Origin of the sequence: Streptomyces sp. NPDC048211 (assembly GCF_043202315.1) — a bacterium.
Classification (GTDB): Bacteria; Actinomycetota; Actinomycetes; order Streptomycetales; family Streptomycetaceae; genus Streptomyces.
Map to the genome: position 1 here is coordinate 577311 of NZ_JBIDAD010000001.1, position 19622 is coordinate 596932.

General features: G+C 70.9%; 16 protein-coding genes. 11 read left to right on the forward strand and 5 right to left on the reverse strand.

The window, feature by feature from the left end:
• The first annotated feature begins 113 nt into the window (after positions 1 to 113).
• Positions 114 to 1031: a serine protease gene (locus tag ACGFZA_RS02710; protein ID WP_385281921.1), complete on the forward strand. Its 918-nt coding sequence runs from the start codon at positions 114 to 116 to the stop codon at positions 1029 to 1031.
• A 62-nt stretch (positions 1032 to 1093) separates the two neighbouring features.
• Here the strand turns inward: ACGFZA_RS02710 and ACGFZA_RS02715 are convergent, their stop codons facing one another.
• The 3 genes from ACGFZA_RS02715 to ACGFZA_RS02725 all read right to left on the reverse strand — a co-directional run bounded on the left by ACGFZA_RS02715 (position 1094) and on the right by ACGFZA_RS02725 (position 5050).
• Entirely contained in the window at positions 1094 to 1942 is an 849-nt protein-coding gene (locus tag ACGFZA_RS02715) for a DUF1206 domain-containing protein (protein ID WP_385281918.1), read from the reverse strand.
• A gap of 34 nt (positions 1943 to 1976) precedes the next feature.
• Positions 1977 to 3611, reverse strand: a complete 1635-nt coding sequence (locus ACGFZA_RS02720; protein ID WP_393676686.1) for an amidohydrolase family protein — start codon at positions 3609 to 3611, stop codon at positions 1977 to 1979.
• A 68-nt stretch (positions 3612 to 3679) separates the two neighbouring features.
• Positions 3680 to 5050: an alanine racemase gene (locus ACGFZA_RS02725; protein ID WP_393676688.1), complete on the reverse strand. Its 1371-nt coding sequence runs from the start codon at positions 5048 to 5050 to the stop codon at positions 3680 to 3682.
• 182 nt (positions 5051 to 5232) lie between these two features.
• On the opposite strand from ACGFZA_RS02725, the gene ACGFZA_RS02730 reads away from it, so the two are divergent.
• The 4 genes from ACGFZA_RS02730 to ACGFZA_RS02745 all read left to right on the forward strand — a co-directional run bounded on the left by ACGFZA_RS02730 (position 5233) and on the right by ACGFZA_RS02745 (position 9296).
• On the forward strand, positions 5233 to 6285 hold the full coding sequence (locus tag ACGFZA_RS02730; protein WP_393676690.1) for a sugar kinase: 1053 nt from the start codon (positions 5233 to 5235) through the stop codon (positions 6283 to 6285).
• Between the two features lie 227 nt (positions 6286 to 6512).
• Positions 6513 to 7271, forward strand: coding sequence for an IclR family transcriptional regulator (locus ACGFZA_RS02735; protein WP_385281907.1), 759 nt, complete (start codon positions 6513 to 6515; stop codon positions 7269 to 7271).
• A 6-nt stretch (positions 7272 to 7277) separates the two neighbouring features.
• Complete coding sequence (locus ACGFZA_RS02740) at positions 7278 to 7697, forward strand: RidA family protein (RefSeq protein ID WP_393676693.1); 420 nt, start codon at positions 7278 to 7280, stop codon at positions 7695 to 7697.
• Between the two features lie 123 nt (positions 7698 to 7820).
• Positions 7821 to 9296, forward strand: coding sequence for a GntP family permease (locus tag ACGFZA_RS02745; protein ID WP_385281901.1), 1476 nt, complete (start codon positions 7821 to 7823; stop codon positions 9294 to 9296).
• A gap of 30 nt (positions 9297 to 9326) precedes the next feature.
• Here the strand turns inward: ACGFZA_RS02745 and ACGFZA_RS02750 are convergent, their stop codons facing one another.
• Positions 9327 to 11648, reverse strand: coding sequence for a serine/threonine-protein kinase (locus ACGFZA_RS02750; protein WP_393676696.1), 2322 nt, complete (start codon positions 11646 to 11648; stop codon positions 9327 to 9329).
• 212 nt (positions 11649 to 11860) lie between these two features.
• The gene (locus tag ACGFZA_RS02755; protein ID WP_393677617.1) at positions 11861 to 13528 is read right to left on the reverse strand and encodes a chitinase; all 1668 of its coding nucleotides are present in this window, start codon (positions 13526 to 13528) and stop codon (positions 11861 to 11863) included.
• A 772-nt stretch (positions 13529 to 14300) separates the two neighbouring features.
• On the opposite strand from ACGFZA_RS02755, the gene ACGFZA_RS02760 reads away from it, so the two are divergent.
• The 6 genes from ACGFZA_RS02760 (at position 14301) to ACGFZA_RS02785 (ending at position 19593) form a co-directional block, all read left to right on the forward strand.
• A complete protein-coding gene (locus ACGFZA_RS02760) occupies positions 14301 to 15161 on the forward strand; it encodes a hypothetical protein (RefSeq protein ID WP_385281894.1) in 861 nt (286 codons plus the stop codon).
• 168 nt (positions 15162 to 15329) lie between these two features.
• A complete protein-coding gene (cpaB, locus tag ACGFZA_RS02765; RefSeq protein WP_385281891.1) occupies positions 15330 to 16040 on the forward strand; it encodes a Flp pilus assembly protein CpaB in 711 nt (236 codons plus the stop codon).
• A 7-nt stretch (positions 16041 to 16047) separates the two neighbouring features.
• Positions 16048 to 17295 carry a CpaE family protein gene (locus ACGFZA_RS02770; RefSeq protein ID WP_393676699.1) on the forward strand — a complete coding sequence of 416 codons (1248 nt, stop codon included), beginning with the start codon at positions 16048 to 16050 and terminating at the stop codon, positions 17293 to 17295.
• 61 nt (positions 17296 to 17356) lie between these two features.
• Positions 17357 to 17818 (forward strand): TadE/TadG family type IV pilus assembly protein, encoded by a 462-nt coding sequence (locus tag ACGFZA_RS02775; protein ID WP_385281886.1) that lies wholly within the window; start codon positions 17357 to 17359, stop codon positions 17816 to 17818.
• 41 nt (positions 17819 to 17859) lie between these two features.
• On the forward strand, positions 17860 to 18216 hold the full coding sequence (locus ACGFZA_RS02780; RefSeq protein WP_385281883.1) for a TadE family protein: 357 nt from the start codon (positions 17860 to 17862) through the stop codon (positions 18214 to 18216).
• A gap of 36 nt (positions 18217 to 18252) precedes the next feature.
• Positions 18253 to 19593: a CpaF family protein gene (locus tag ACGFZA_RS02785; RefSeq protein ID WP_393676702.1), complete on the forward strand. Its 1341-nt coding sequence runs from the start codon at positions 18253 to 18255 to the stop codon at positions 19591 to 19593.
• Positions 19594 to 19622 lie beyond the last annotated feature (29 nt).

A 19622-nucleotide genomic window follows, 5' to 3' on the forward strand; every position in this document is an offset into this window, starting at 1 on the left:
ATCGCCCCTTGTGGGGTTCTCCTCAGTGCGCCACCATGCGCATGTCAAACCGGAAGAACTTCGGTCGCAGAGGCTTTCCACGCTCTGCGCAGGTCACTTGAGGGGACCCCCACATGAAAAAGCCTCTCGTCGGTGCGCTCTTCGCGGTGTTGCTCCTCGGAGCCGGCACCGCGCCCGCGGCAGCGGCCACAAGCCACGACGCGACAGCGCCCAGCACGGTCAGGGCGGCAGCCGCTGCCGCGAGCCGCACCGCGGCGTCGTCCGGCCACGCGGCCCTGCAAGCGAAGGTCAGGCCCAAGGCGATCGGCTTCGCCGGGACCGTGGCGCTCAGCAACTGTTCGGGATCGGTCGTCCGTACGCCCGACTCCCAGCCGGGCGATCCCGCGCTCGTGCTCTCCAACGGACACTGCCTGGAATCCGGCTTCCCCGGGCCGGGCGAGGTCGTGTTCAACCAGCCGTCCACCCGCAGCTTCACGCTCCTGAACTCCGCGGGCAGCGGCGTCGGCACGCTGCGGGCGAGCAAGGTCGCGTACGGGACGATGACGGACACCGACATATCGGTGTACCAACTGACCTCCACGTACGCCCAGATCGAGAACACTTACGGCATCAAGGCGCTGGAGCTCAACACCGCGCACCCGGTGCAGGGCACCGCGATCACCGTCGTGTCCGGGTACTGGAAGCGCACGTACAGCTGCAACGTCGACGGGTTCGTCTACCGCCTCAAGGAGGGGGAGTGGACCTGGAAGGACTCGCTCCGCTACACCTCCGCCTGCCAGACCATCGGCGGTACGTCCGGTTCGCCCGTGGTCGACAACGCCACCGGCAAGGTCGTCGCCGTCAACAACACCGGTAACGAGGACGGGCAGGAGTGCACGGACAACAACCCGTGCGAGGTCGACGAGAACGGGCAGGTGACCGTCCGCGAGGGCATCAACTACGCCCAGGAGACGTACGGCATCGTGCCGTGCATCGGAACCGGCAACGTCTTCGATCTCGACCGTGAAGGCTGCGCACTCCCCAAGCCGTGAACGGCGGAGCGGGGCGGGACCACACGTCTGTGGTCCCGCCCCGCTCCTGTCCGGTGCCCCGGTCAGATCTTGCGCCACCGGGCGTTCGCGAAGGAGAAGAGGCCGAAGGCCGCCAGCCCGAGGGCGATCAGGGCCAGCAGCCAGGGACCGGCCGGCGTCGAACTGAAGGAGCGCAGGGTGTCGTCCATCCCCTTGGCCTCGCCCGAGCGGGCCTTCACCGCGGCGGACACGGCGAATCCGCCCGCGACCGCGAAGACGAGTCCGCGGCAGACGCCGCCGAAGACTCCGGTGATGTCCACCGTGCGGCGGACCGGGGGCGACATCTCGCCGATGCGCAGATGCTTGTGGAACTTCCGCAGCGCGGCACGGCCCGCGATCCACAGGCCCGCGCCTGCGATGACCGCCCCGACAGCGCCCACCAGCCAGCGTCCGCCCGGCATGTCGAGCACCTGTGCCGTGACGTCCTTCGACTGCGCGTCGCCGCTTCCGCTTCCGCTGCCCCGGTCGCCCGCGGCGAACATCAGGACCGAGTACGACACGAAGCCGTAGAAGACGGCGCGGGCGGCCGAGGCCAGTCGTTTGGCCGCCTTGCGCCCGTCCGGGCCCGCGGCCCCGAACGCCGCCTCGGACAATCGCCACAGGGCCATGCCCACCAGGGCGATCCCCAGGATCCACAGCAGGACGGAACCGAAGGGCTTCTGCGCGATCTCCGCGAGCGCCCCGCCCCGGTCCGCCTGCTTCCCGCCGTCTCCGCCCCCGCCGAAGGCGATGCGCAGCGCGAGGACGCCGACCAGGGCATAGATCACTCCGCGGGCCACGAATCCCGCCCGGCCGCCTGCCTCGACGGCCGGACTGTCGCCTGCCTGTCTTGCCTTTCCGTGACTTCTCCGGGCTGTCGCAGAGATATTCATAGTCAGCCGGTTGCCCCGGCCGGGAGGCGGGAAACTACCGTGCCCCGGCGCCGGACGCCGTGCCGGACCGCACCGACCGTCCTGCCAGCACCTGCGTCCGCTTCCCGTCCTCGATGACGAACCGGCCGTCGATCAGCACATGCGGGATGCCGGTCGGCAGGGTGCGGGGCTCCTCGAACGTCGAGCCCGCCGCCACCGTCGACGGGTCGAAGAGCACCAGGTCGGCGCGGTATCCCTCGCGCACGTACCCCCGGTCCGGCAGCCGCAGGCGGGCCGCGGGGCGCGAGGTGAGATGGGCGACGCACTCCTCCAGGGAGAGGATGCCCAGCTCCCGGGCGTACCGGCCGAGATATTGCGGGAACGTGCCGTACGCCCGGGGGTGCGGCTTGTCGCCCTGGAGGATTCCGTCGCTGCCGCCGGTGTGGACGCGGTGGCGCATGATCTGCCGGACGTTCTCCTCGTGGCCCACGTGCTGGAGGATCGTCGTCCCCAGCCGGTCGTCCACGAGCAGCCGCCGTGCGGTCACCCAGGGCTCCTCGCCGCGCAGGCGGGCCGACTCGGCGACCGTACGGCCGACATAGGAGGCCAGGTCCGGCACGCTGACGCCGGAGATCTCGATGGTGTCCCACTCGATGGGCACCCCGTGGCAGCCGTCCGAGCCCACGATCTCCAGGTCGTGGCGGATCCTCGCCGCCGTCGCTTCGTCGGCCAGGCGCGTCAGGACCGACCCGGGGCCGCCCTCGTTCGCCCAGCTGGGCAGCATGGCGACCAGGGTCGTACAGCCCGGGGTGTACGGGTAGGTGTCGAGGGAGATGTCGGCTCCCGCGTCGAGCGCGCCGTCGAGCAGGGCGAGCAGGTCCGGGGCGCGGCCCTCGTTGACACCGAAGTTCATGGTGGCGTGGGCGAGGTGCAGGGCGCAGCCCGCGGTGCGGGTGAGCCGCACCATCTCCTCGTACGCCTCCAGCGCCCCGGCTCCGTACGAGCGGTGGTGCGGGCAGTAGTAGCCGCCGTGCTCGGCCACCACCCGGCACAGGGCGGTGAGTTCGGCGTCGTCCGCGTACATGCCCGGGGTGTAGGTGAGTCCGGAGGACATGCCGACGGCGCCCTCGGCCATCCCCTGGGCGACGAGTTGCTTCATCCGGGTCAGTTCGGCCTCGGTCGCCGGCCGGTCGTCCCAGCCGACCGCGTACATGCGGACGGTGCCCTGCGGGATCAGATAGGCGGCGTTCACCGCGATGCCCCGGCCGCCGAAGTTGCCGTCGAGCCGGTCGAGGTACTCGCCGACGGTGCGCCAGTCGAAGTCGATGTCGCTCCCGTCGCCGTTCCACCCGGTGATGGAGCGGCGGACCTCGGCGAGCGTGCGGTCGTCGACGGGGGCGTACGACAGTCCGTCCTGCCCGAGCACTTCGAGGGTGACGCCCTGCGCGGCCTTCGCGCTGTGGTCGGGGTCGCGCAGCAGGGCGAGATCGCTGTGGGCGTGCATGTCGACGAAGCCGGGGGAGAGGGCGAGGCCGTCGGCGTCCAGGGTCCGGGCGGCGGTCGGGCGGGGGCCGGGGGAGTCCTCGCGGTGGATCTCCGCGATGCGGCCGTCGGCGAGCGCCACGTCGGCGCGGTAGGAGGGGGTGGCGGTGCCGTCGATGACGCGGGCGTCGCGGATGACCAGGTCCATCAGGGGGGGTGCCTTTCGGGGGCCGGGTGCCGGGGGCGCGGCCCCCGGCACCCGTGCTGCGGTCGGGATCAGAAGAAGGTGCGGATGTAGTCCGTGACCGTGCCGTCCGTCTCCACCAGCGGGATCAGCTGCCACTTGTCGAAGCTCGTGCAGGGGTGCGACAGGCCCATCCCCACCCAGTCCCCGACCTCAAGCTCGGCCCCCTCGTCCGTCCGTACCCACGCGTGCTGGTCCGACAGGCCGGTGATCTCGATGCCGGTCGCCTCCCGCACCGAGCCGTCGCGGCCGGAGCGCACGACCTGCGCCTGCGGCAGGTCGAGGTCGTAGGCGGCGTCCCGCTTGCCCGCGTTCAGGAACGCCTGCCCGGCCGAGGGGCGCGACACGACCTGCGCCCAGAGCCGGAACGCGGGCTGCAGCGCACCCTCCTCGGGGACCCGGTTGAAGGGCGTGAGGTGGCGGTAGTGCCCGTCGTCGTGCGAGACGTACGCCCCCGAGCGGAGCAGCTTGAGTACGGGGGCGGAGAGTTCGGGGATCTCCGCGAACACGTCCGCGACCGCGTCGAACCACGCGCTGCCGCCCGCACTGATCACGATCCGCTCACCGGCGCCCGCTGCGGCGAACCGCCCCGCCGCGTCGAAGTCCGCGGCCAGCGCCACGAGCCGGCGCAGCCAGTTCCGCACCCGCTCGCCGTCCGCGTCCGGCACCTCGCCCTCGTAACCGGCCACACCCACCAGGCGCAGCGTCCCGGCGGCGGCCGCCGCGTCGGCCACCGCGACGCAGTCGGCCTCGGTGCGGGCACCCGTGCGGGCACCCTCGCCCGCGCCCAGCTCGACGACGACGTCCACCGGGCGGGAGGCGCCCGCCGCGCTCAGGGCCTCGTCCATCAGCTCGACGCCGCGTACCGAGTCGACGTAACAGATGAAGCGGAAGTCCGGGTCGGCGTCGAGCTCGCCAGCGAGCCACCGCAGGGCCACCGCGTCGACGAGTTCGTTGGCGAGGAAGATCCGCTGGATCCCGAACGCCCGGTAGACGCGCGCCTGGTGGGGCACCGCCGCGGTGATGCCCCATGCGCCGTGCTCCAGCTGGCGGGCGAAGAGCTGCGGGGACATCGAGGTCTTGCCGTGCGGGGCGAACGCGAGGCCGTGGCGTTGTGCGTACGTCTCCAGCAGGGCGAGGTTGTGCTCGACGGACCCGGCCGACAGGGCGAGCACCGGGGTGGTGAACCCGCCGGTGAAGAGGTTGCGCCGCTCGGCGGCCAGGTCGCCGACGGTCAGGCCGTCCGCGTCGGGCGGGAGCGCCTTGAACCGGTGGTCGACCCGCTCGTCGGCGAGTCCGGAGAGCCCGGAGACTCCGGGGAGCCCGGTGGGTCCGTCGGGTCCGTCGGGTCCATCGGATCCGGAGAACCCGGCGAGCCCGGCAACGGGGGGTTCGGCGGCCATGGGGGTGCCTCCTTGGTCGAAGTCATGCGAAATCGTGCGAAGTCATGCGGTAGCTCACCGCATCGACGTTGCAGCATATGCAACACCCATTGCGTATATCGCTCAAGGCTGTCTAACATCCGAGCCGACGCCCGGTCAATGGTGAGACCCGGTGCCCGCCCGCCCGATCCCGAGGAGCCCGAGTGACCGGAACCCCGGCCAGGACCGACACCGACGCGACCACCGATGTCGTGTGCCTCGGTGAGTCCATGGTGACGTTCCTGCCCTCGCGGCCCGGGCGCCTCGCCGACGTCCCGTCCTTCGGCCGCGGCATCGGCGGCGCCGAGTCCAACGTGGCCTGCGCCCTCGCCGCGGCGGGGCACCGCGCGGCCTGGGTGAGCCGGGTCGGGGCCGACGGCTTCGGCGACCACCTGGTCGACGCGATCTCGGCGTACGGCGTCGACACCTCCGCCGTGCGGCGCGATCCGGCCCGGCCCACGGGCATCTACTTCCGTACGGCGACGGACCGCGCCACCGACGTCCACGAGGTGGCGTACTACCGGGCCGGGTCCGCGGCATCCGCGATGTCCCCCGCGAACGTCCCCTGCGAGGCGCCGCTCGCCGGCCGGGTCCTGCACCTCTCCGGCATCACGGCGGCACTCTCCGCCGACTGCCTGGCGCTGCTGCGCGAGCTGACGGCCCCGCGCCCCGGCCGCCCGCTCGTCTCCTTCGACGTCAACCACCGCCCCGGGCTGTGGCGCGGCTCGGACGCGTCCCCCGCGGTCCTGCTGGACCTGGCCCGCGGCGCGGACCTGGTGTTCGTCGGCGAGGACGAGGCGGAGGAGGCGTGGGGGATCGTGGGAGCCGAGGCGATCCGTGCGGCGCTGCCGGAACCGGCGGTGGTGGTCGTGAAACGGGGCGCGGAGGGGGCGACGGTGTTCTCCCGCGGCACGGACCCGGCCGACACCGTCACCGACGTACCGGCCCTGCGCGTCGACGTCGTCGCCCCCGTCGGCGCCGGTGACGCCTTCGCCGCCGGGTTCCTCTCCGCCACCCTGCGCGGACTCCCCGTCCGCGACCGGGCCCGGCACGGACACCTGATGGCCGCCGCCGTCCTCACCGTCCCCGGCGATCTCACCGACCCTCCCGCCCGCGACCACGCCGACCGGCTCGCGGCCCTGGCCGACGCCGACTGGGGGAGACTGCGTCTCGGCCCCGGGTGGACGGGGGACGACACGGAGGTACGTGAGACATGAGCGAGCGTAGCGAGCGATTCGACATGAGGGGCGTCACCGGCGAAGGCCGGGCCGAGGGCAGCGGGGCACGCGCATGAGCGAGCGTAGCGAGCGATTCGACATGAGGGGCGTCACCGGCGAAGGCCGGGCCGAGGACAGCGGGGCACGCGCATGAGCGAGCGTAGCGAGCGATTCGACATGAGGGGCGTCACCGGCGAAGGCCGGGCCGAGGACAGCGAGGCACGCGCATGAGTCAGACCGTCGACCGGGCGCTGAGTATCCTGCCGCTGCTCGCTCAGGGGCCCGCCGACCTCGGACAGGTCGCCGAGCGGCTCGGCGTCCACAAGTCCACGGCCCTGCGCCTGCTCCGTACGCTCCACGAGCACGGGCTCGTCTACCGGCAGCAGGACCAGCGCTACCGCCTCGGCGCGCGGCTCTTCGCGCTCGCCCAGGAGGCCGTCGAGAACCTCGACGTACGGGAGATCGCCCACGCGCACCTCGTCGAGCTCAACGCGACCTGCGGACACACCGTCCACCTCGCCGTGTACGAGGAGAACGAGGTCCTCTACATCGACAAGGTCGAGAGCCGCTACCCGGTCCGGATGTACTCCCGCATCGGCAAACCCGTCGCGATCACCGTCGCCGCCGTGGCCAAGCTGCTGCTCGCGGACCTCTCCGAGACCGAGCGGCGCGCCATCGCCGAGAAGCTCGACTACCCCATGTACACGTCCCGTTCGACCCCCGGCCCCGGCGCCTTCCTCAAGGAACTCGCCACCGTGCGCGAACAGGGATGGGCCACCGACCTCGGCGGCCACGAGGAGTCCATCAATTGCGTCGGCGCCCCCATTCGCGGTGCCGACGGGCGCGTCGTCGCCGCGATGTCGGTCTCCGCACCGAACGTGGTCGTCACGGCCGAGGAACTCCTCACCCTGCTCCCCCTGGTCCGTCGCACCGCCGACACCATCAGCCGGGAGTACTCCGGCACCAACCGACCCAAGAAAGCCTGATCAGCGATGACCGACAAGACCGAGAAGACCGCCCTCACCCCCAGCACCCACACCACCCCGCCCGCGAAGTTCTCGCACGGCGTGCGGAAGGGGAACATCCTCCAGGTCGCCGGCCAGGTCGGCTTCCTGCCCGCCGTCGAGGGCCAGGCCCCGACCCCGGCCGGTCCGACGCTGCGCGAGCAGACCCTCCAGACCTTCGCCAACGTCAAGGCGATCCTGGAGGAGGGCGGCGCGAGCTGGGACGACGTGATGATGATGCGCGTCTACCTCACGGACGTGGACCACTTCGCCGAGATGAACGAGATCTACAACACCTACTTCGGCGAGCAGAACCTCAAGGAGGCGCCCGCCGCCCGCACGACGGTCTACGTCGGCCTGCCCGAGGGCCTGCTCATCGAGATCGACGCCCTCGCGGTCCTCGGCTGAGCCTGATCACCTTGCCGCACCCGCTCCACCGCACCACGCACGGCACGGCGCCCCGCCCCACCGGGGCGCCCTGCCGGGCTCCCCCCTACCCACCCATCCCCATGGACGACAACGGAGTTACCCATGCTGCTCGCCGCAAGCCCCCCACCGGTCGAGACGCCACCCCACACCGGTGGACTCCTCCTCCTCATAGGCGGGACGGCCGGTCTGCTGACCGTCGCCGTCCTCGGTATCGCGCTCCTCCTCTTCCTGATCATCAAGGTCAGGCTGCAGCCGTTCGTCGCGCTGCTCGCCGTCTCCATAGCCGTCGGCCTGGGCGCGGGTCTCTCCGTCACCGAGCTCTTCGGCACGGTGCAGAAGTCCGCCGCCGTCTCCGTCATCGAATCCGGCATGGGCGGCATCCTCGGCCATGTCGCGATCATCATCGGCCTCGGCACGATGCTCGGCGCGATCCTCGAAGTCTCCGGTGGCGCCGAGGTGTTGAGCGCCCGGCTGCTCCGCCTCTTCGGTGAGAAGCGCGCCCCGCTCGCCATGGGCCTGACCGGTCTGATCTTCGGTATCCCGGTCTTCTTCGACGTCGGCATCTTCGTCCTCGCGCCGATCGTGTACGCGGCCGCCAAGCGCTCCGGCAAGTCGATCCTGCTCTACGCGATGCCGCTCCTCGCGGGCCTGTCCATGACGCACGCGTTCCTGCCGCCGCACCCCGGCCCGGTCGCCGCCGCAGGCCTCTTCCACGTCTCGCTCGGCTGGGTCATCCTGATGGGCGCCGTCGTCGGCATCCCGTCCGTCCTGGCCGCCTGGGGCTACGCCGCCTGGATCGGGAAGCGCATCTTCGTCGACGTCCCGCAGGACATGGTCGACGCCGCCGAGGAGGCGAAGGCCGCGGTCGTCGCCGAGCAGCGGGCCGCCGGGGTCACCCCGCACGAGGCACCCGTCGCGCTCTCCACCGTCCTCGCGATCATCGGCACCCCGCTGGTGCTGATCCTCGCCGCGACGTTCTCCTCCATCGCGCTCGACCCCTCGACGCTCCGCTCCGTCATCGAGTTCTTCGGCAACCCGTTCGTCGCCCTGACGATCGCGCTGCTGCTCGCCTACTACCTGCTCGGCATCCGCCGCGGCTGGTCCCGCAAGTCCCTCGAATCCGTGTCGACCTCGTCCCTCAAGCCGGTCGGCAACATCCTGCTCGTCGTCGGCGCGGGCGGCATCTTCGGCGCCGTCCTCAAGAGCAGCGGCATCGCGGACGCGCTCGCCGACACGTTCAACGACGTCGGCCTGCCGGTCATCCTGCTCGCCTGGCTGATCTCGGCGGTGCTGCGCATCGCCCAGGGCTCGGCGACGGTCGCCATCGTCACCACCGCAGGCATCGTGGTCCCGCTCGTCGAGGACCAGGGCTTCTCGCAGCCGCACCTGGCGCTGGTCATCATGGCGATCTCGGCCGGTTCGATCATCGCCTCGCACGTCAACGACGGCGGCTTCTGGATGGTGTCGAAGTACTTCGGCATCTCCGAGCGCGACACCCTGAAGTCCTGGACGGTCCTCGAAACGGTCCTGTCGGTGGCCGGGTTCGCCGTGGCCGCGCTGCTCAGCCTGGTGATCTAGCGTCTCCTGTCCGCACGGGTACTGGCCGGTTCAGGCCGCCGAGGCGCAGATGATGCTCCGGCCCTGGTTCACCGGCCAGTACCAGAACCGTTGCCCGCTCCCGGACGGGCAGGTCCAGTTCTGGCCCGCCTTCGGGGCCCGGTAGAACCCCGTGATCCGCAGGATCGACTGGCCTGCCACGGGAACGGTCGACGCGTCGCAGCTCCAGACCACCGTCAGATCGGCACTGGTGGCCCCGGTGACGTCCGCGGGGAAGCACTGGCCCACCTGGTACACCCGGTCCAGGCAGAGCGTCCTGTCGATCCCGTCGTCACCGGATCTGCTCCACCAGGTGAAGCCCGCCCCGGTGTCGCAGGAACCGGACCCGCCGGAGAGGGTGCTGACGCGGTTGACGTGCATGTACGCGTTCGAAGCGCCGCAGCTCACCCGGACCGGGCGGTCGGCGCTCATGTCGTCGTGCCCGTCGTTGTACACGTTGAGACAGTCACCGGCGCGCACCGCGGCGAACGCCCGGTCGGTGGCGTCCGGGGTGGGTGATGGCGTGGGGGTCGGCGTGGGTGTCGGGGTCGGTGTCGGGGTCGGTGTCGGCTCGTCCACGGACGCGTCGTCGGATTCATCGGCACCGCTGCTGCTACCGCTGTCGGTGTCCGTGCCGGAGCCGTCCGTGTGCGTGTCGAGGCCGCTGCCGGACGATACGGCCCCCGAACTGCCGCCGGAGGACGAACCGCCGCCACCGCCCCCCTCGTTGCCCGCCGGTTCCCAGGGCTGCCAGACCAGCAGGGCGATGACGGCGGCCACGGCGATCAGCCAGCCCAGGCCCGACGAGCGGCCCGAGGAGCCGGTACGCGGAGGTGTCGGGCGCGTGGTGGGCGGGGCGGTGCTGGGCGACGACGTACGGGACCGGGCCGCGCGACGGGCCGCCTCCCGCTCGGCCCGTCTCCGGGCCTCCCGCTCGGCCTGCTCCCGCACCGCGCGCTCGGCCGCCTCCCTCGCCGCGCGTTCCCGTTCGGCCGCTGCCCTGGCCGCGCGTTCCCGCTCGGCCTGCCGCTGCGCCCGCTCGCGCTCGGCCCGCTCGTGCTCCTGCGCCGCGCGCTCCCGTTCGCGCCGGGCGCGCGCGGCCTCCTGGCGCTGGGCGGCCAGTCGCTCCGCCTCCCTGCGGGCGGCCTCGACGCGCTCCTGTTCGCCGCGTTCCTGCTCGGCCTGTTCCGCCCGCTGCCGCTCCGCCAGTTCCGAGAGGGCGGCCAGGTCCGGCCGCGCCCTGGCGCGGCGCGCGCGTTCGCGGGCCGCACGGGCCTCCCGCTCCGGCGGGTAGACGAGCGTCGGGGGGATCGGCGGCACCACGCGCGTGCGCCGGGCGACGGGCGTGGTCGCGGCGCTCGACGGGTGGGACGGGTTCGGCCGGTCCGACGGGTTCGGCCGGTCCGAACGGCGGTCGTTCGCGAGTTCCAGGCCCTGGGTCGCGTACGCGCCGATCAGGGCCGTCCACCGCGGCGGCAGCCACCGGGTGCCGCTGTGGGATTCCGGCAGTCCGGCCTGGGCCTCGCGGAAACTGGCGAGCAGGTCCGCCGGTTCGGGGCGCCGGTCCGGGTCGAGGGACAGGCACGGCCGGATCGTCGCCACGAGCTCCTTCGGCAGCCCGCCGAGGTCGAGTTCGCCCCGCTGGACGCGGGCCAGCAGCCGCAGCGTGTCGCCGTCCGTACCGTAGGGCGGCCGTCCGGTGGCGAGCAGGAAGAGCGTCGCGCCCAGGGAGTACACGTCGGACGCGGCGGTCGACTCCTCGCCGCGCGCCTGCTCCGGCGAGGTGAAGGCGATCGTGCCGAGCGTGAGGCCGGTGAGCGTGAGGTCGCTGGCGTGCGAGATGCCGAAGTCGATGACACGGGGGCCGTCCAGCGGCAGCAGCACGTTCTGCGGCTTCACATCGCGGTGGACGATGCCCACCCCGTGCAGGGTGACCAGCGCCTCCGCGGTGCCGGCGGCGATCCACCGCACGGCGGACGCGGGCAGCACCCCGCAGCTGCGCACGAGTTCGGAGAGCGGGGGAGCGGCGATGTAGTCGATGGCCATCCACGGCCGCTCCGCGTCGGGGTCGGCGTCCCGGACGCGCGCCGTGTACGCGCTGGCGACCCGCTGCGCGACCGCCACCTCGCGGGCGAAGCGCCGGCGGTCGATGTCGCTGACGCTCCCCTCCGCCAGCAGCGTCTTCACGGCGACCAGGGCCCGCCCGCCGCGCTCACCGCTGCGGGCCAGATAGATCCGCCCCATGCCACCGGAAGCCAGCCGTCCGATCAACCGGTACGGTCCGAGCGTCGCCGGATCGTCCCCGCCCAGCGCCTGAACCCGCGCCCCGGCCATGTCACTCCCCCTGTCGAACCCTCCTGGCAACGGTGCCACGAGGCCGCCCGAACAGCCATGGATTGCGGCAACTCCCCGACACTCTGTTGCCGGTCCGATACAGGCCCGGGACGCCCGCCCGGCCCCGCACATGCAGCAGCGCCACCGGGGGAGCGGCGGCGCTGCTGGTCAGTGATGCCGGCCGGGGTCAGCAGGGCCCGGTCCGGGCGGTGTTACGGGAGGGCGTGGACGTGCGGGCCGACCGCGTTCGACCAGGCGTTGCCGGACGTGGCGTCCCAGTTGGTCGACCAGGTCATCGCGCCGCGCAGACCGGGGTAGGTCTTCGACGGCTTGAAGGAGCCGCAGCCGGTGCCCTTCGCGAGGCAGTCCAGCGCCGCGTTCACGATCGACGGGGCGACGTATCCGCTGCCCGCGCCCCGGGTGGAGGCGGGGACGCCGAGGCCGACCTGCGACGGGTCGAGGCCGCCCTCCAGCTGGATGCAGGCGAGCGCGGTGAGGAAGTCCACCGAGCCCTGCGAGTAGACCTTGCCGTCGCAGCCGAGCATCGAACCGCTGTTGTAGTACTGCATGTTGACGACGGTCAGGATGTCCTTGATGCCGAGCGCCGTCTTGAAGTACTCACCCGAGGTGGACTGCATGTCGATGGTCTGCGGAGCCATCGTGATGACGAGGCCGGAGCCCGCCTTCTGCGACAGCGAGCGCAGCGCCTTCGTCATGTACGTGGAGTTGAGGCCGTTCTCCAGGTCGATGTCGACGCCGTTGAAGCCGTACTCCTGGATGAGGGAGTAGAGCGAGTTGGCGAAGTTGGTGGCGGACGCGTCGCTGTTGACCGACACGGACCCCTTCTCGCCGCCGACCGAGATGATGACGTTCTTGCCGGCTGCCTGCTTCGCCTTGATGTCGGCCTTGAACTGGTCGACCGTGTAGCCGTTCAGGCCCGCCGAGTCCAGGTTGAAGGTGACGGCGCCGGGCGTGGCCGTGGCGTCGGCGAAGGAGACCGCGATGATGTCGTAGTTCGCGGGCACGTCGCTGAGCTTCTGCACGGTCGCGCCGTTGTTGAAGTTCTGCCAGTAGCCGGTGACCGCGTGCTTGGGCACGGAGGTGCCGGGGTTCGGGTTGCCGGTGCCGGAGGTGGCCGTACGGCCGCTGACCGTCGCGGACTTGACCGACTCACCGGCCGCGTTGGTGGCGGTCACGGCGAACTGGTACGCCGTGTCGGCGGCCAGCCCCGTGATCGTCGCCGAGGTCCCGGTGGAGGTGGTGGCCTTCGCGCCGTCCTTGTAGACGGTGTAGCCGGTCGCGCCGGACACCGCGTTCCAGGACAGGGCGAGGGAGGACGACGTGGCCGTGCCGACGGCGAGACCGCCGGGGGCCGCGGGGATCGTCGGCGCGGGGTCGGTACCGCCGCCGCCGTCGGGGCCGGTGACCGAGAAGTCGTCGACGAGGTAGGCGGCCTGCCCGTACCAGCCGTGCGTGTACACGGTGACGGAGGTGGTGCTGGGCCCGGTCTTGAAGCTGGTGGAGAGCTGGGTCCAGCTGCTGGAGCCGGGGGTCCAGGTCGACACGTCGGTGGTCCCGGTGCCGCTGGCGCCCAGGTAGGCGTAGCCGCCCTGGACCCAGGAGCTCAGCGCGTACGTGGAGTTGGGCTTCACGGCCACGGTCTGGGTGCACTTGGCGTTGTCCTGGCCGGCCGGGGTGGCCTTGAGCGCCGAGGTGCCCCCGTGCACGGGGGAGGAGACGGTGGCGCCGCTGCCGCCGGAACAGGTCCAGTTGGCGAGGCCGGACTCGAATCCGGCGTTCTTGGCGACGTTGACGTCGGCGGCCGAGGCGCTGCTGACGAGACCGGTGAGGGTCAGCGCGCCCGCGGCCACGACCGCCATGGCGGAGCCGAGCAGCGGCCGGCTGTGCCGTCGTCTGCGGTGGGCCGGCAGGCTCGTTGCGAGGGAACGTTCCACTTGCTGCCTCCGTGGGGGAGTCGGGGATGGCGGGGGAGCGGCACGGGGATGCCGGGGCCGGACACGGGGGTGCCGGGGTGTGGAATCGAGGGACGGTGGCCACCGCTGGGCGCTAAAACTGGTCCAGACCAATCAAGTTGTCAAGACCTCTGGCAGCGACTCGTCGCAATCCGCCCTCGTGCAAGGGGTGTCGGGCGGGGGTGCGGACTCCGGCCGTCGGCTTCCGAGGGGGAGCCGGGGACGGTTGTGCGGGGGCTCGCGAAGTCCGGAGGGTGACCCCTGCCGGCCGCGCTGCTCGTGCGGGCCGCGTTGGGTCCGGGGGCCCCAATCCGGGCCCAGAGTTCACATTGGGCCCACCAGGAACACCTCGGGCCGTTGCGTGAATGCGCTCCCACGGCTGTGACGTGCATAAAGACTGGTGAGGATCATGAATAACCCGGGCGGGGAATGGGTATTCGATTAAATGGTACGGACTTTAACAACTAGTCACTTGGGCCGATTTGTCACGCGAACGCCCTGCGGGGGTCCGTGGGCCCGTCCGCACTGGGTCCAGGAAGGTGTTCTCTACCTCGCATTACGTGGATAAAGTGCAGATGCAGGAGCGCCTGAGTGGAGGGGCACCTGACGGGAGCGATTGCGGCCGGCGGTATGCGGCGGCCGGAGCCGAACGGGGAACAGCGTGCCGACAGCAATAGCAGTGACAAGCGCTGACCTGGTGCTGGCCCCGGCCGATCAGCAGACGCCCACGGCGGTGGTTCTGCGCGCGCCCGAGGACCAGTCGCTCGAAGAGGCGGTGGGGGACATGCACGTGCTGCTGGAGCAGCACGGCTACGTCATCGCGCTCTATCCCGCCAGCATCAGGCCCACCCATGAGCGGCGGCTCCATGCGATCCGCGCGGTGATGGAGAGCGACCGTATTGCGCTGCTCAAGATGGATCTGCCCCCCTTGGGGATCGCCGTACTGGTGCGCCAGTTGCGGCAGTTGTCCATCTGTGACTTCAGTGCCGGGGTCGTCGCCTCCGCGGCGAGGCTGCTCTCCCACTACATCCACTCCGGCGCCCTCCTGAACTCGGTCACCAAGCTCGACCGGGTGCCGGTCAGCCTGAAGACCCATGCCAAGTCCTGGGTCCCCGGCTCCCAGTTCGGCGTGATGGCCAACCCGAACCCGCAGCTGATCAAGGTCGGCTCGGGGGACCTCACCGGGCCCGAATTCGCGACCCACCTGCTCGTGGCGAAGGGGCAGCTGCAATCCGACTGGGTGACGGCCACCGTCGCCAAGGCCTGGGAGGTGCAGGCGGTGCACGAAGCCCCGCTGCCCGCAGAATCGCCTTCCTGGTGGGGAACTTCGAAGATGATCGAATTCGCCGCTTTTCTGCCCGATATTTCACTGATCTATCAGCTGGTTTCTTCGGTTCGCAGGGAGGTCTGTACCTGGTGCGGAAATGAACTCATCGGCGACCGCTGCGGTCTCTGCTCGGCCCCACTGAAACCGCCGGAGAACCAAACGCGCGGTTCCGGTGTCCTGAGCCAAGGAACACCGATGCACCAAGGGTCGTGAGCCACCGCGACAGCGGTGCTCCCCTGCCGCACCCGCATCCCGGAGAACAGTGCACGGCGCCGGCCCGTCCCCGCGGGCGACGCCACAGCGAGACCTGCGACGGCTCGACCCCGCTCCGCTCCTCACCCCGCTCATCGGCCCACGTCTCCCAACGAGGTTGCTCCGCTCATGAACTCACGGCAACGCCGCGGCGTCATCCTTCTTCTCCTCTCGGTCCTCTGCGCCTTCGGTGCGTTCGCCGGTGTGCTCTCGGTGATCAGTGATGTGAACTCGAAGGTCGGTCCGGAGGTGACTGCCTACCAGGTGAAATCGGATATAGCCCCCTACCGGCCGCTGGATCCGGGGCAGTTCGAGAAGGTCAAGATGCCGAAGCGCTGGCTGTCCAAGAACGCGGTCACCGACCTCTCGGTGCTGAACGGCAAGATCGCCGTCACCAACCTCCGCAAGGGCTCCCTGCTCCAGGACGACATGCTCGTCAAGCGCCCCAAGCTGGAGAACGGCCAGCAGGAGATAGCCATCATGATCGACGCCGCGACCGGCGTCGCCGGAAAGATCCGGCCGGGCAACCTGGTCAACATCTACGCGACCTTCGAGGGCCAGACCGACAAGGACAAGCCCACCTCCCGGGTGATCGTCCCCAACGCCAAGGTGCTCGACGTCGGCCAGCTGACCTCGCTCGACCCGAAGGGCGACGACCGCGGCGGCCCCACCGAGGCCGTGCCGATCACCTTCGCCCTGGACACCACCGACGCGCAGCGCGTCGCCTACGCGGAGTCCTTCGCGGAGCACGTACGCCTCGCCCTGCTGCCCGACGACAGCCCGACCACCCTGCGTCCCGGCGAGGGCAGTTACAACCTCGACGAAGACAAGAACAAGTGAGGACCGGATGAGCACACGAATCCTCCCGGCTGTCGGCGACGCCGACGCCGCCCGGTCCATCACCACGCTGCTCAGCCAGCTCCCCGACGCGGAGCCGGCGGCGCCGCTCGGCGACTCGACCTCCCTGCTCGACACGCTGGCCCGGCTCGCCGCCGAGTCGCTGGACGAGCTGCCCGAGGTCGTGCTGGTGCACGAGCGGATCGGTCCGGTCCCGGCGCTGGAGCTGATCCGGGAGGTGGCCCTGCGCTTCCCCGCGGTCGGGGTCGTACTCGTCACCGCCGACATGAGTCCGGGCCTCTACTCGGCGGCCATGGACTCCGGCGCACGCGGCCTGGTCGGCCTGCCCCTCTCGTACGAGGAGCTGGCCCAGCGCGTCCAGGCCGCCGCCGGCTGGTCCGTCGGGGTCCGCCGCCACCTCGGCGCGGGCGCCGAGATGTTCACCGGCCCCGGCGGTACGGTCGTCACCGTCAGCGGCGCCAAGGGTGGGGTCGGCGCGACGGTGGTCGCCGTGCAGCTCGCCCTCGCGGCCGCGGCGTCGGGCCACACCGTCGCCCTCGCCGACCTGGACCTCCAGTCCGGGGACGTGGCGTCCTACCTGGACGTGCAGTTCCGCCGGTCGATCGTCGACCTCTCCACCATCCAGGACATCTCGCCCCGCGTCCTCCAGGACGCCCTCTACAGCCACGACACCGGGCTCGCCCTGCTGCTGGCGCCGGGCGAGGGCGAGCGGGGAGAAGACGTCAGCGACCGGGTCGTACGCCAGACCATCGGCGCCCTGCGCCACCGCTTCGAGGTCGTCGTCATCGACTGCGGTACGCACATGAACTCGGCCAACGCCGCGGCCATCGAGATGGCGGACCGCACCCTGCTGGTCACCACCCCGGACGTGATCACCGTCCGCGCGGCCAAGCGCATGGTCCGGCTCTGGGACCGCCTCCAGGTCCGCAAGGCCGAGGAGACGGTCACGGTCGTCAACCGCTACACCCGCAACACGGAGATCCAGCCACCCCTGATCGAGAAGATCACGGCCACGAAGGTGGCACGGGTCGTGGTCCCCGCGAACTTCAAGGAACTCCAGGCGGTGGTCGACGCCGGCCGCATGCAGGACCTGGAGGCCAAATCCACGGTGAAGCAGGCGCTGTGGGGGCTCGCGGGGGATCTCGGTCTGGTGAAGAACGCCGAAGGCGCGGACAAGCAGGGGAAGTTCAAGGGCGACCGCGGTTCGTTCGGTGCCCGCCGGGGACGTACGAAGTGAGCGGCCGGGCACGCGGTGAAGCGACCAGTGGAGCGATGAGACCGAGGAGGACCGTTGAATTATGAATCTTCTACGAACGGGCCGGCCGGCCGGACCGGACAGCGCGAGGGCTGAGACAGCCGTCCCCGGTGAACGGCGCCGGCGCATCCGGAGCGACCGGGGCCAGACGGCGATCGAGTTCGTCGGCACGCTGCCGTTGATCCTGGTGACGCTGGCCGTGATGTGGCAGGCCGGACTGGTCTGTTACACGTGGGTGCTCGCCGGCAACGCGGCGGACAAGGGCGTCAGGGCGGCCGCCGTCGCCGAGAGCGGCTCCCGCCAGGCGTGCGAACAGGCGGTGCGCGAGGACGTGCCCGACGCCTGGGAGACCGACGTCGTGCGCTGCAGCGCCGGTTTCGGCGACCTGGTCACCGCGAAGGTCGAGGTCAAGGTCCCCCTCATCTTCCCGGGGGTGTTCAACGTGCCGTGGCACGCGACGGGCGACGCCAAGGCCAAGAAGGAGAAGGGCGGGTGGGGATGGTGAGGCACCCATGGGCACGACAGCCCGGTACAGGAAGCACCCCTGTGTCCCGCCCGGACCGGGTGCGCGGCCAGGCGGCAGTCGAGTACGTGGGTGTGCTCACCCTCCTGCTCGTCATATCCCTGGCCGTGGTCCAGCTCGGCATCGCGATCTACACGGCCCAGCAGGCCGGCACGGCCGCCCGGGCCGGGGCGCGCGTGGGCTCGGACAAATACCAGATGGGGCGCGCAGCGCCGGTGGCACGCGATTCACTCAGCGACTGGCTGGCCGACGGAGCCACAGTCATCCCCTCCGGTGGTGTGAACGAGGTGACCGTGCGGGTGACGGTTCGCATCCCCTCTCTCCTGCCGATGTTCAAGTTCGGGTCCGTCACGAAGAAAGCCACCATGCCGCGCGACTGATCCAGTACCGCTGCACCACACCAGGGAGTTGAGGACATGAGCCTGCGGGCGCGCATTACCGGACCCGAGCCGACGAGCGGGCTGAGCGAAGAGAGCCGGCTGGTCCAGGTCTACCGCGCCAAACTCCTGGAGGAGATCGACCTCGCGGAGATGTCCGCCCTCGCGGCGGCCGAGCGCCGGGCCCGGCTCGAACGCGTCCTGGGCCACATCATCAGCCGCGAGGGCCCCGTCCTCTCCCAGATGGAGCGCTCGCAGCTCATCCGCCGGGTCGTCGACGAATCCCTCGGACTCGGCATCCTGGAACCGCTCCTCGAAGACGCCTCCATCAGCGAGATCATGGTCAACGGACACGAGCAGGTGTACGTGGAGCGGCGAGGGCGCCTGGAGCTGCTCCCGATGCGGTTCTCGTCCAACGAACAGCTGATGCAGACCATCGAACGCATCGTCTCCACGGTCAACCGCCGCGTCGACGAGGCGAATCCAATGGTCGACGCGCGACTCCCCTCGGGCGAGCGTGTCAACGTGATCATCCCGCCGCTCTCCCTCAAGGGCCCGATCCTCACCATCCGGCGCTTCCCCAAGGCGTTCACGCTCCAGGAGATGATCGGGCTCGGCTCACTCGACGAGCACATGCTGATGCTCCTCGCCGGACTCGTCCGCGCCAAGTTCAACGTGATCGTCTCCGGGGCCACCGGCACCGGCAAGACGACCCTCCTCAACGCGCTGTCCGGGCTCATCCCGAACGGCGAGCGCATCGTCACGATCGAGGACTCCGCCGAGCTCCAGCTCCAGCAGTCCCACGTGATCACGCTGGAGAGCCGCCCCTCCAACGTGGAGGGCAAGGGCCAGATCAGCATCCGCGACCTGGTCCGCAACTCCCTGCGTATGCGCCCCGACCGCATCATCGTCGGTGAGGTCCGAGGCGGCGAGACGCTCGACATGCTCCAGGCGATGTCCACCGGTCACGACGGATCGCTCGCCACCGTCCACGCCAACAACGCCGAGGACGCGTTGATGCGTCTGCAGACGCTGAGCTCCATGTCCGAGGTCGAGATCCCGTTCGTGGCGATCCACGACCAGATCAACAGCGCCGTCGACGTGATCGTCCAGCTGACCCGGCACGCCGACGGCTCCCGCCGGATCACCGAGATCGCGATCGTGGACTCGCACGGACGCGAGGACTACCGCATCGTCTCGGTCTGCCGTTTCAACGCCCAGCCTATGGCGGCGGACGGCCGCATCTACGGGAAGTTCGACTACTACCCGCTGCCCCGCCGGGTGGCCGAACGCCTCTACATGTCGAGTGAGGCCGTCCCCGCGGCCTTCGGTGTCGCCCAGGCGGAGGAGCAGCTGAGCATGCGCAAGTCCGCCGCCTGATCCCCGTCCCCGTACCCGGTCACGTCCCC

Bases quoted from the DNA above. Each gene is read 5' to 3' on its own strand.
- ACGFZA_RS02710 (WP_385281921.1), top strand. From the start codon at position 114: ATGAAAAAGCCTCTCGTCGGTGCGCTCTTCGCGGTGTTGCTCCTCGGA.
- ACGFZA_RS02715 (WP_385281918.1), bottom strand. From the start codon at position 1,942: ATGAATATCTCTGCGACAGCCCGGAGAAGTCACGGAAAGGCAAGACAG.
- ACGFZA_RS02720 (WP_393676686.1), bottom strand. From the start codon at position 3,611: ATGGACCTGGTCATCCGCGACGCCCGCGTCATCGACGGCACCGCCACC.
- ACGFZA_RS02725 (WP_393676688.1), bottom strand. From the start codon at position 5,050: ATGGCCGCCGAACCCCCCGTTGCCGGGCTCGCCGGGTTCTCCGGATCC.
- ACGFZA_RS02735 (WP_385281907.1), top strand. From the start codon at position 6,513: ATGAGTCAGACCGTCGACCGGGCGCTGAGTATCCTGCCGCTGCTCGCT.
- ACGFZA_RS02740 (WP_393676693.1), top strand. From the start codon at position 7,278: ATGACCGACAAGACCGAGAAGACCGCCCTCACCCCCAGCACCCACACC.
- ACGFZA_RS02745 (WP_385281901.1), top strand. From the start codon at position 7,821: ATGCTGCTCGCCGCAAGCCCCCCACCGGTCGAGACGCCACCCCACACC.
- ACGFZA_RS02750 (WP_393676696.1), bottom strand. From the start codon at position 11,648: ATGGCCGGGGCGCGGGTTCAGGCGCTGGGCGGGGACGATCCGGCGACG.
- ACGFZA_RS02755 (WP_393677617.1), bottom strand. From the start codon at position 13,528: ATGGCGGTCGTGGCCGCGGGCGCGCTGACCCTCACCGGTCTCGTCAGC.
- cpaB (WP_385281891.1), top strand. From the start codon at position 15,330: ATGAACTCACGGCAACGCCGCGGCGTCATCCTTCTTCTCCTCTCGGTC.
- ACGFZA_RS02770 (WP_393676699.1), top strand. From the start codon at position 16,048: ATGAGCACACGAATCCTCCCGGCTGTCGGCGACGCCGACGCCGCCCGG.
- ACGFZA_RS02775 (WP_385281886.1), top strand. From the start codon at position 17,357: ATGAATCTTCTACGAACGGGCCGGCCGGCCGGACCGGACAGCGCGAGG.
- ACGFZA_RS02785 (WP_393676702.1), top strand. From the start codon at position 18,253: ATGAGCCTGCGGGCGCGCATTACCGGACCCGAGCCGACGAGCGGGCTG.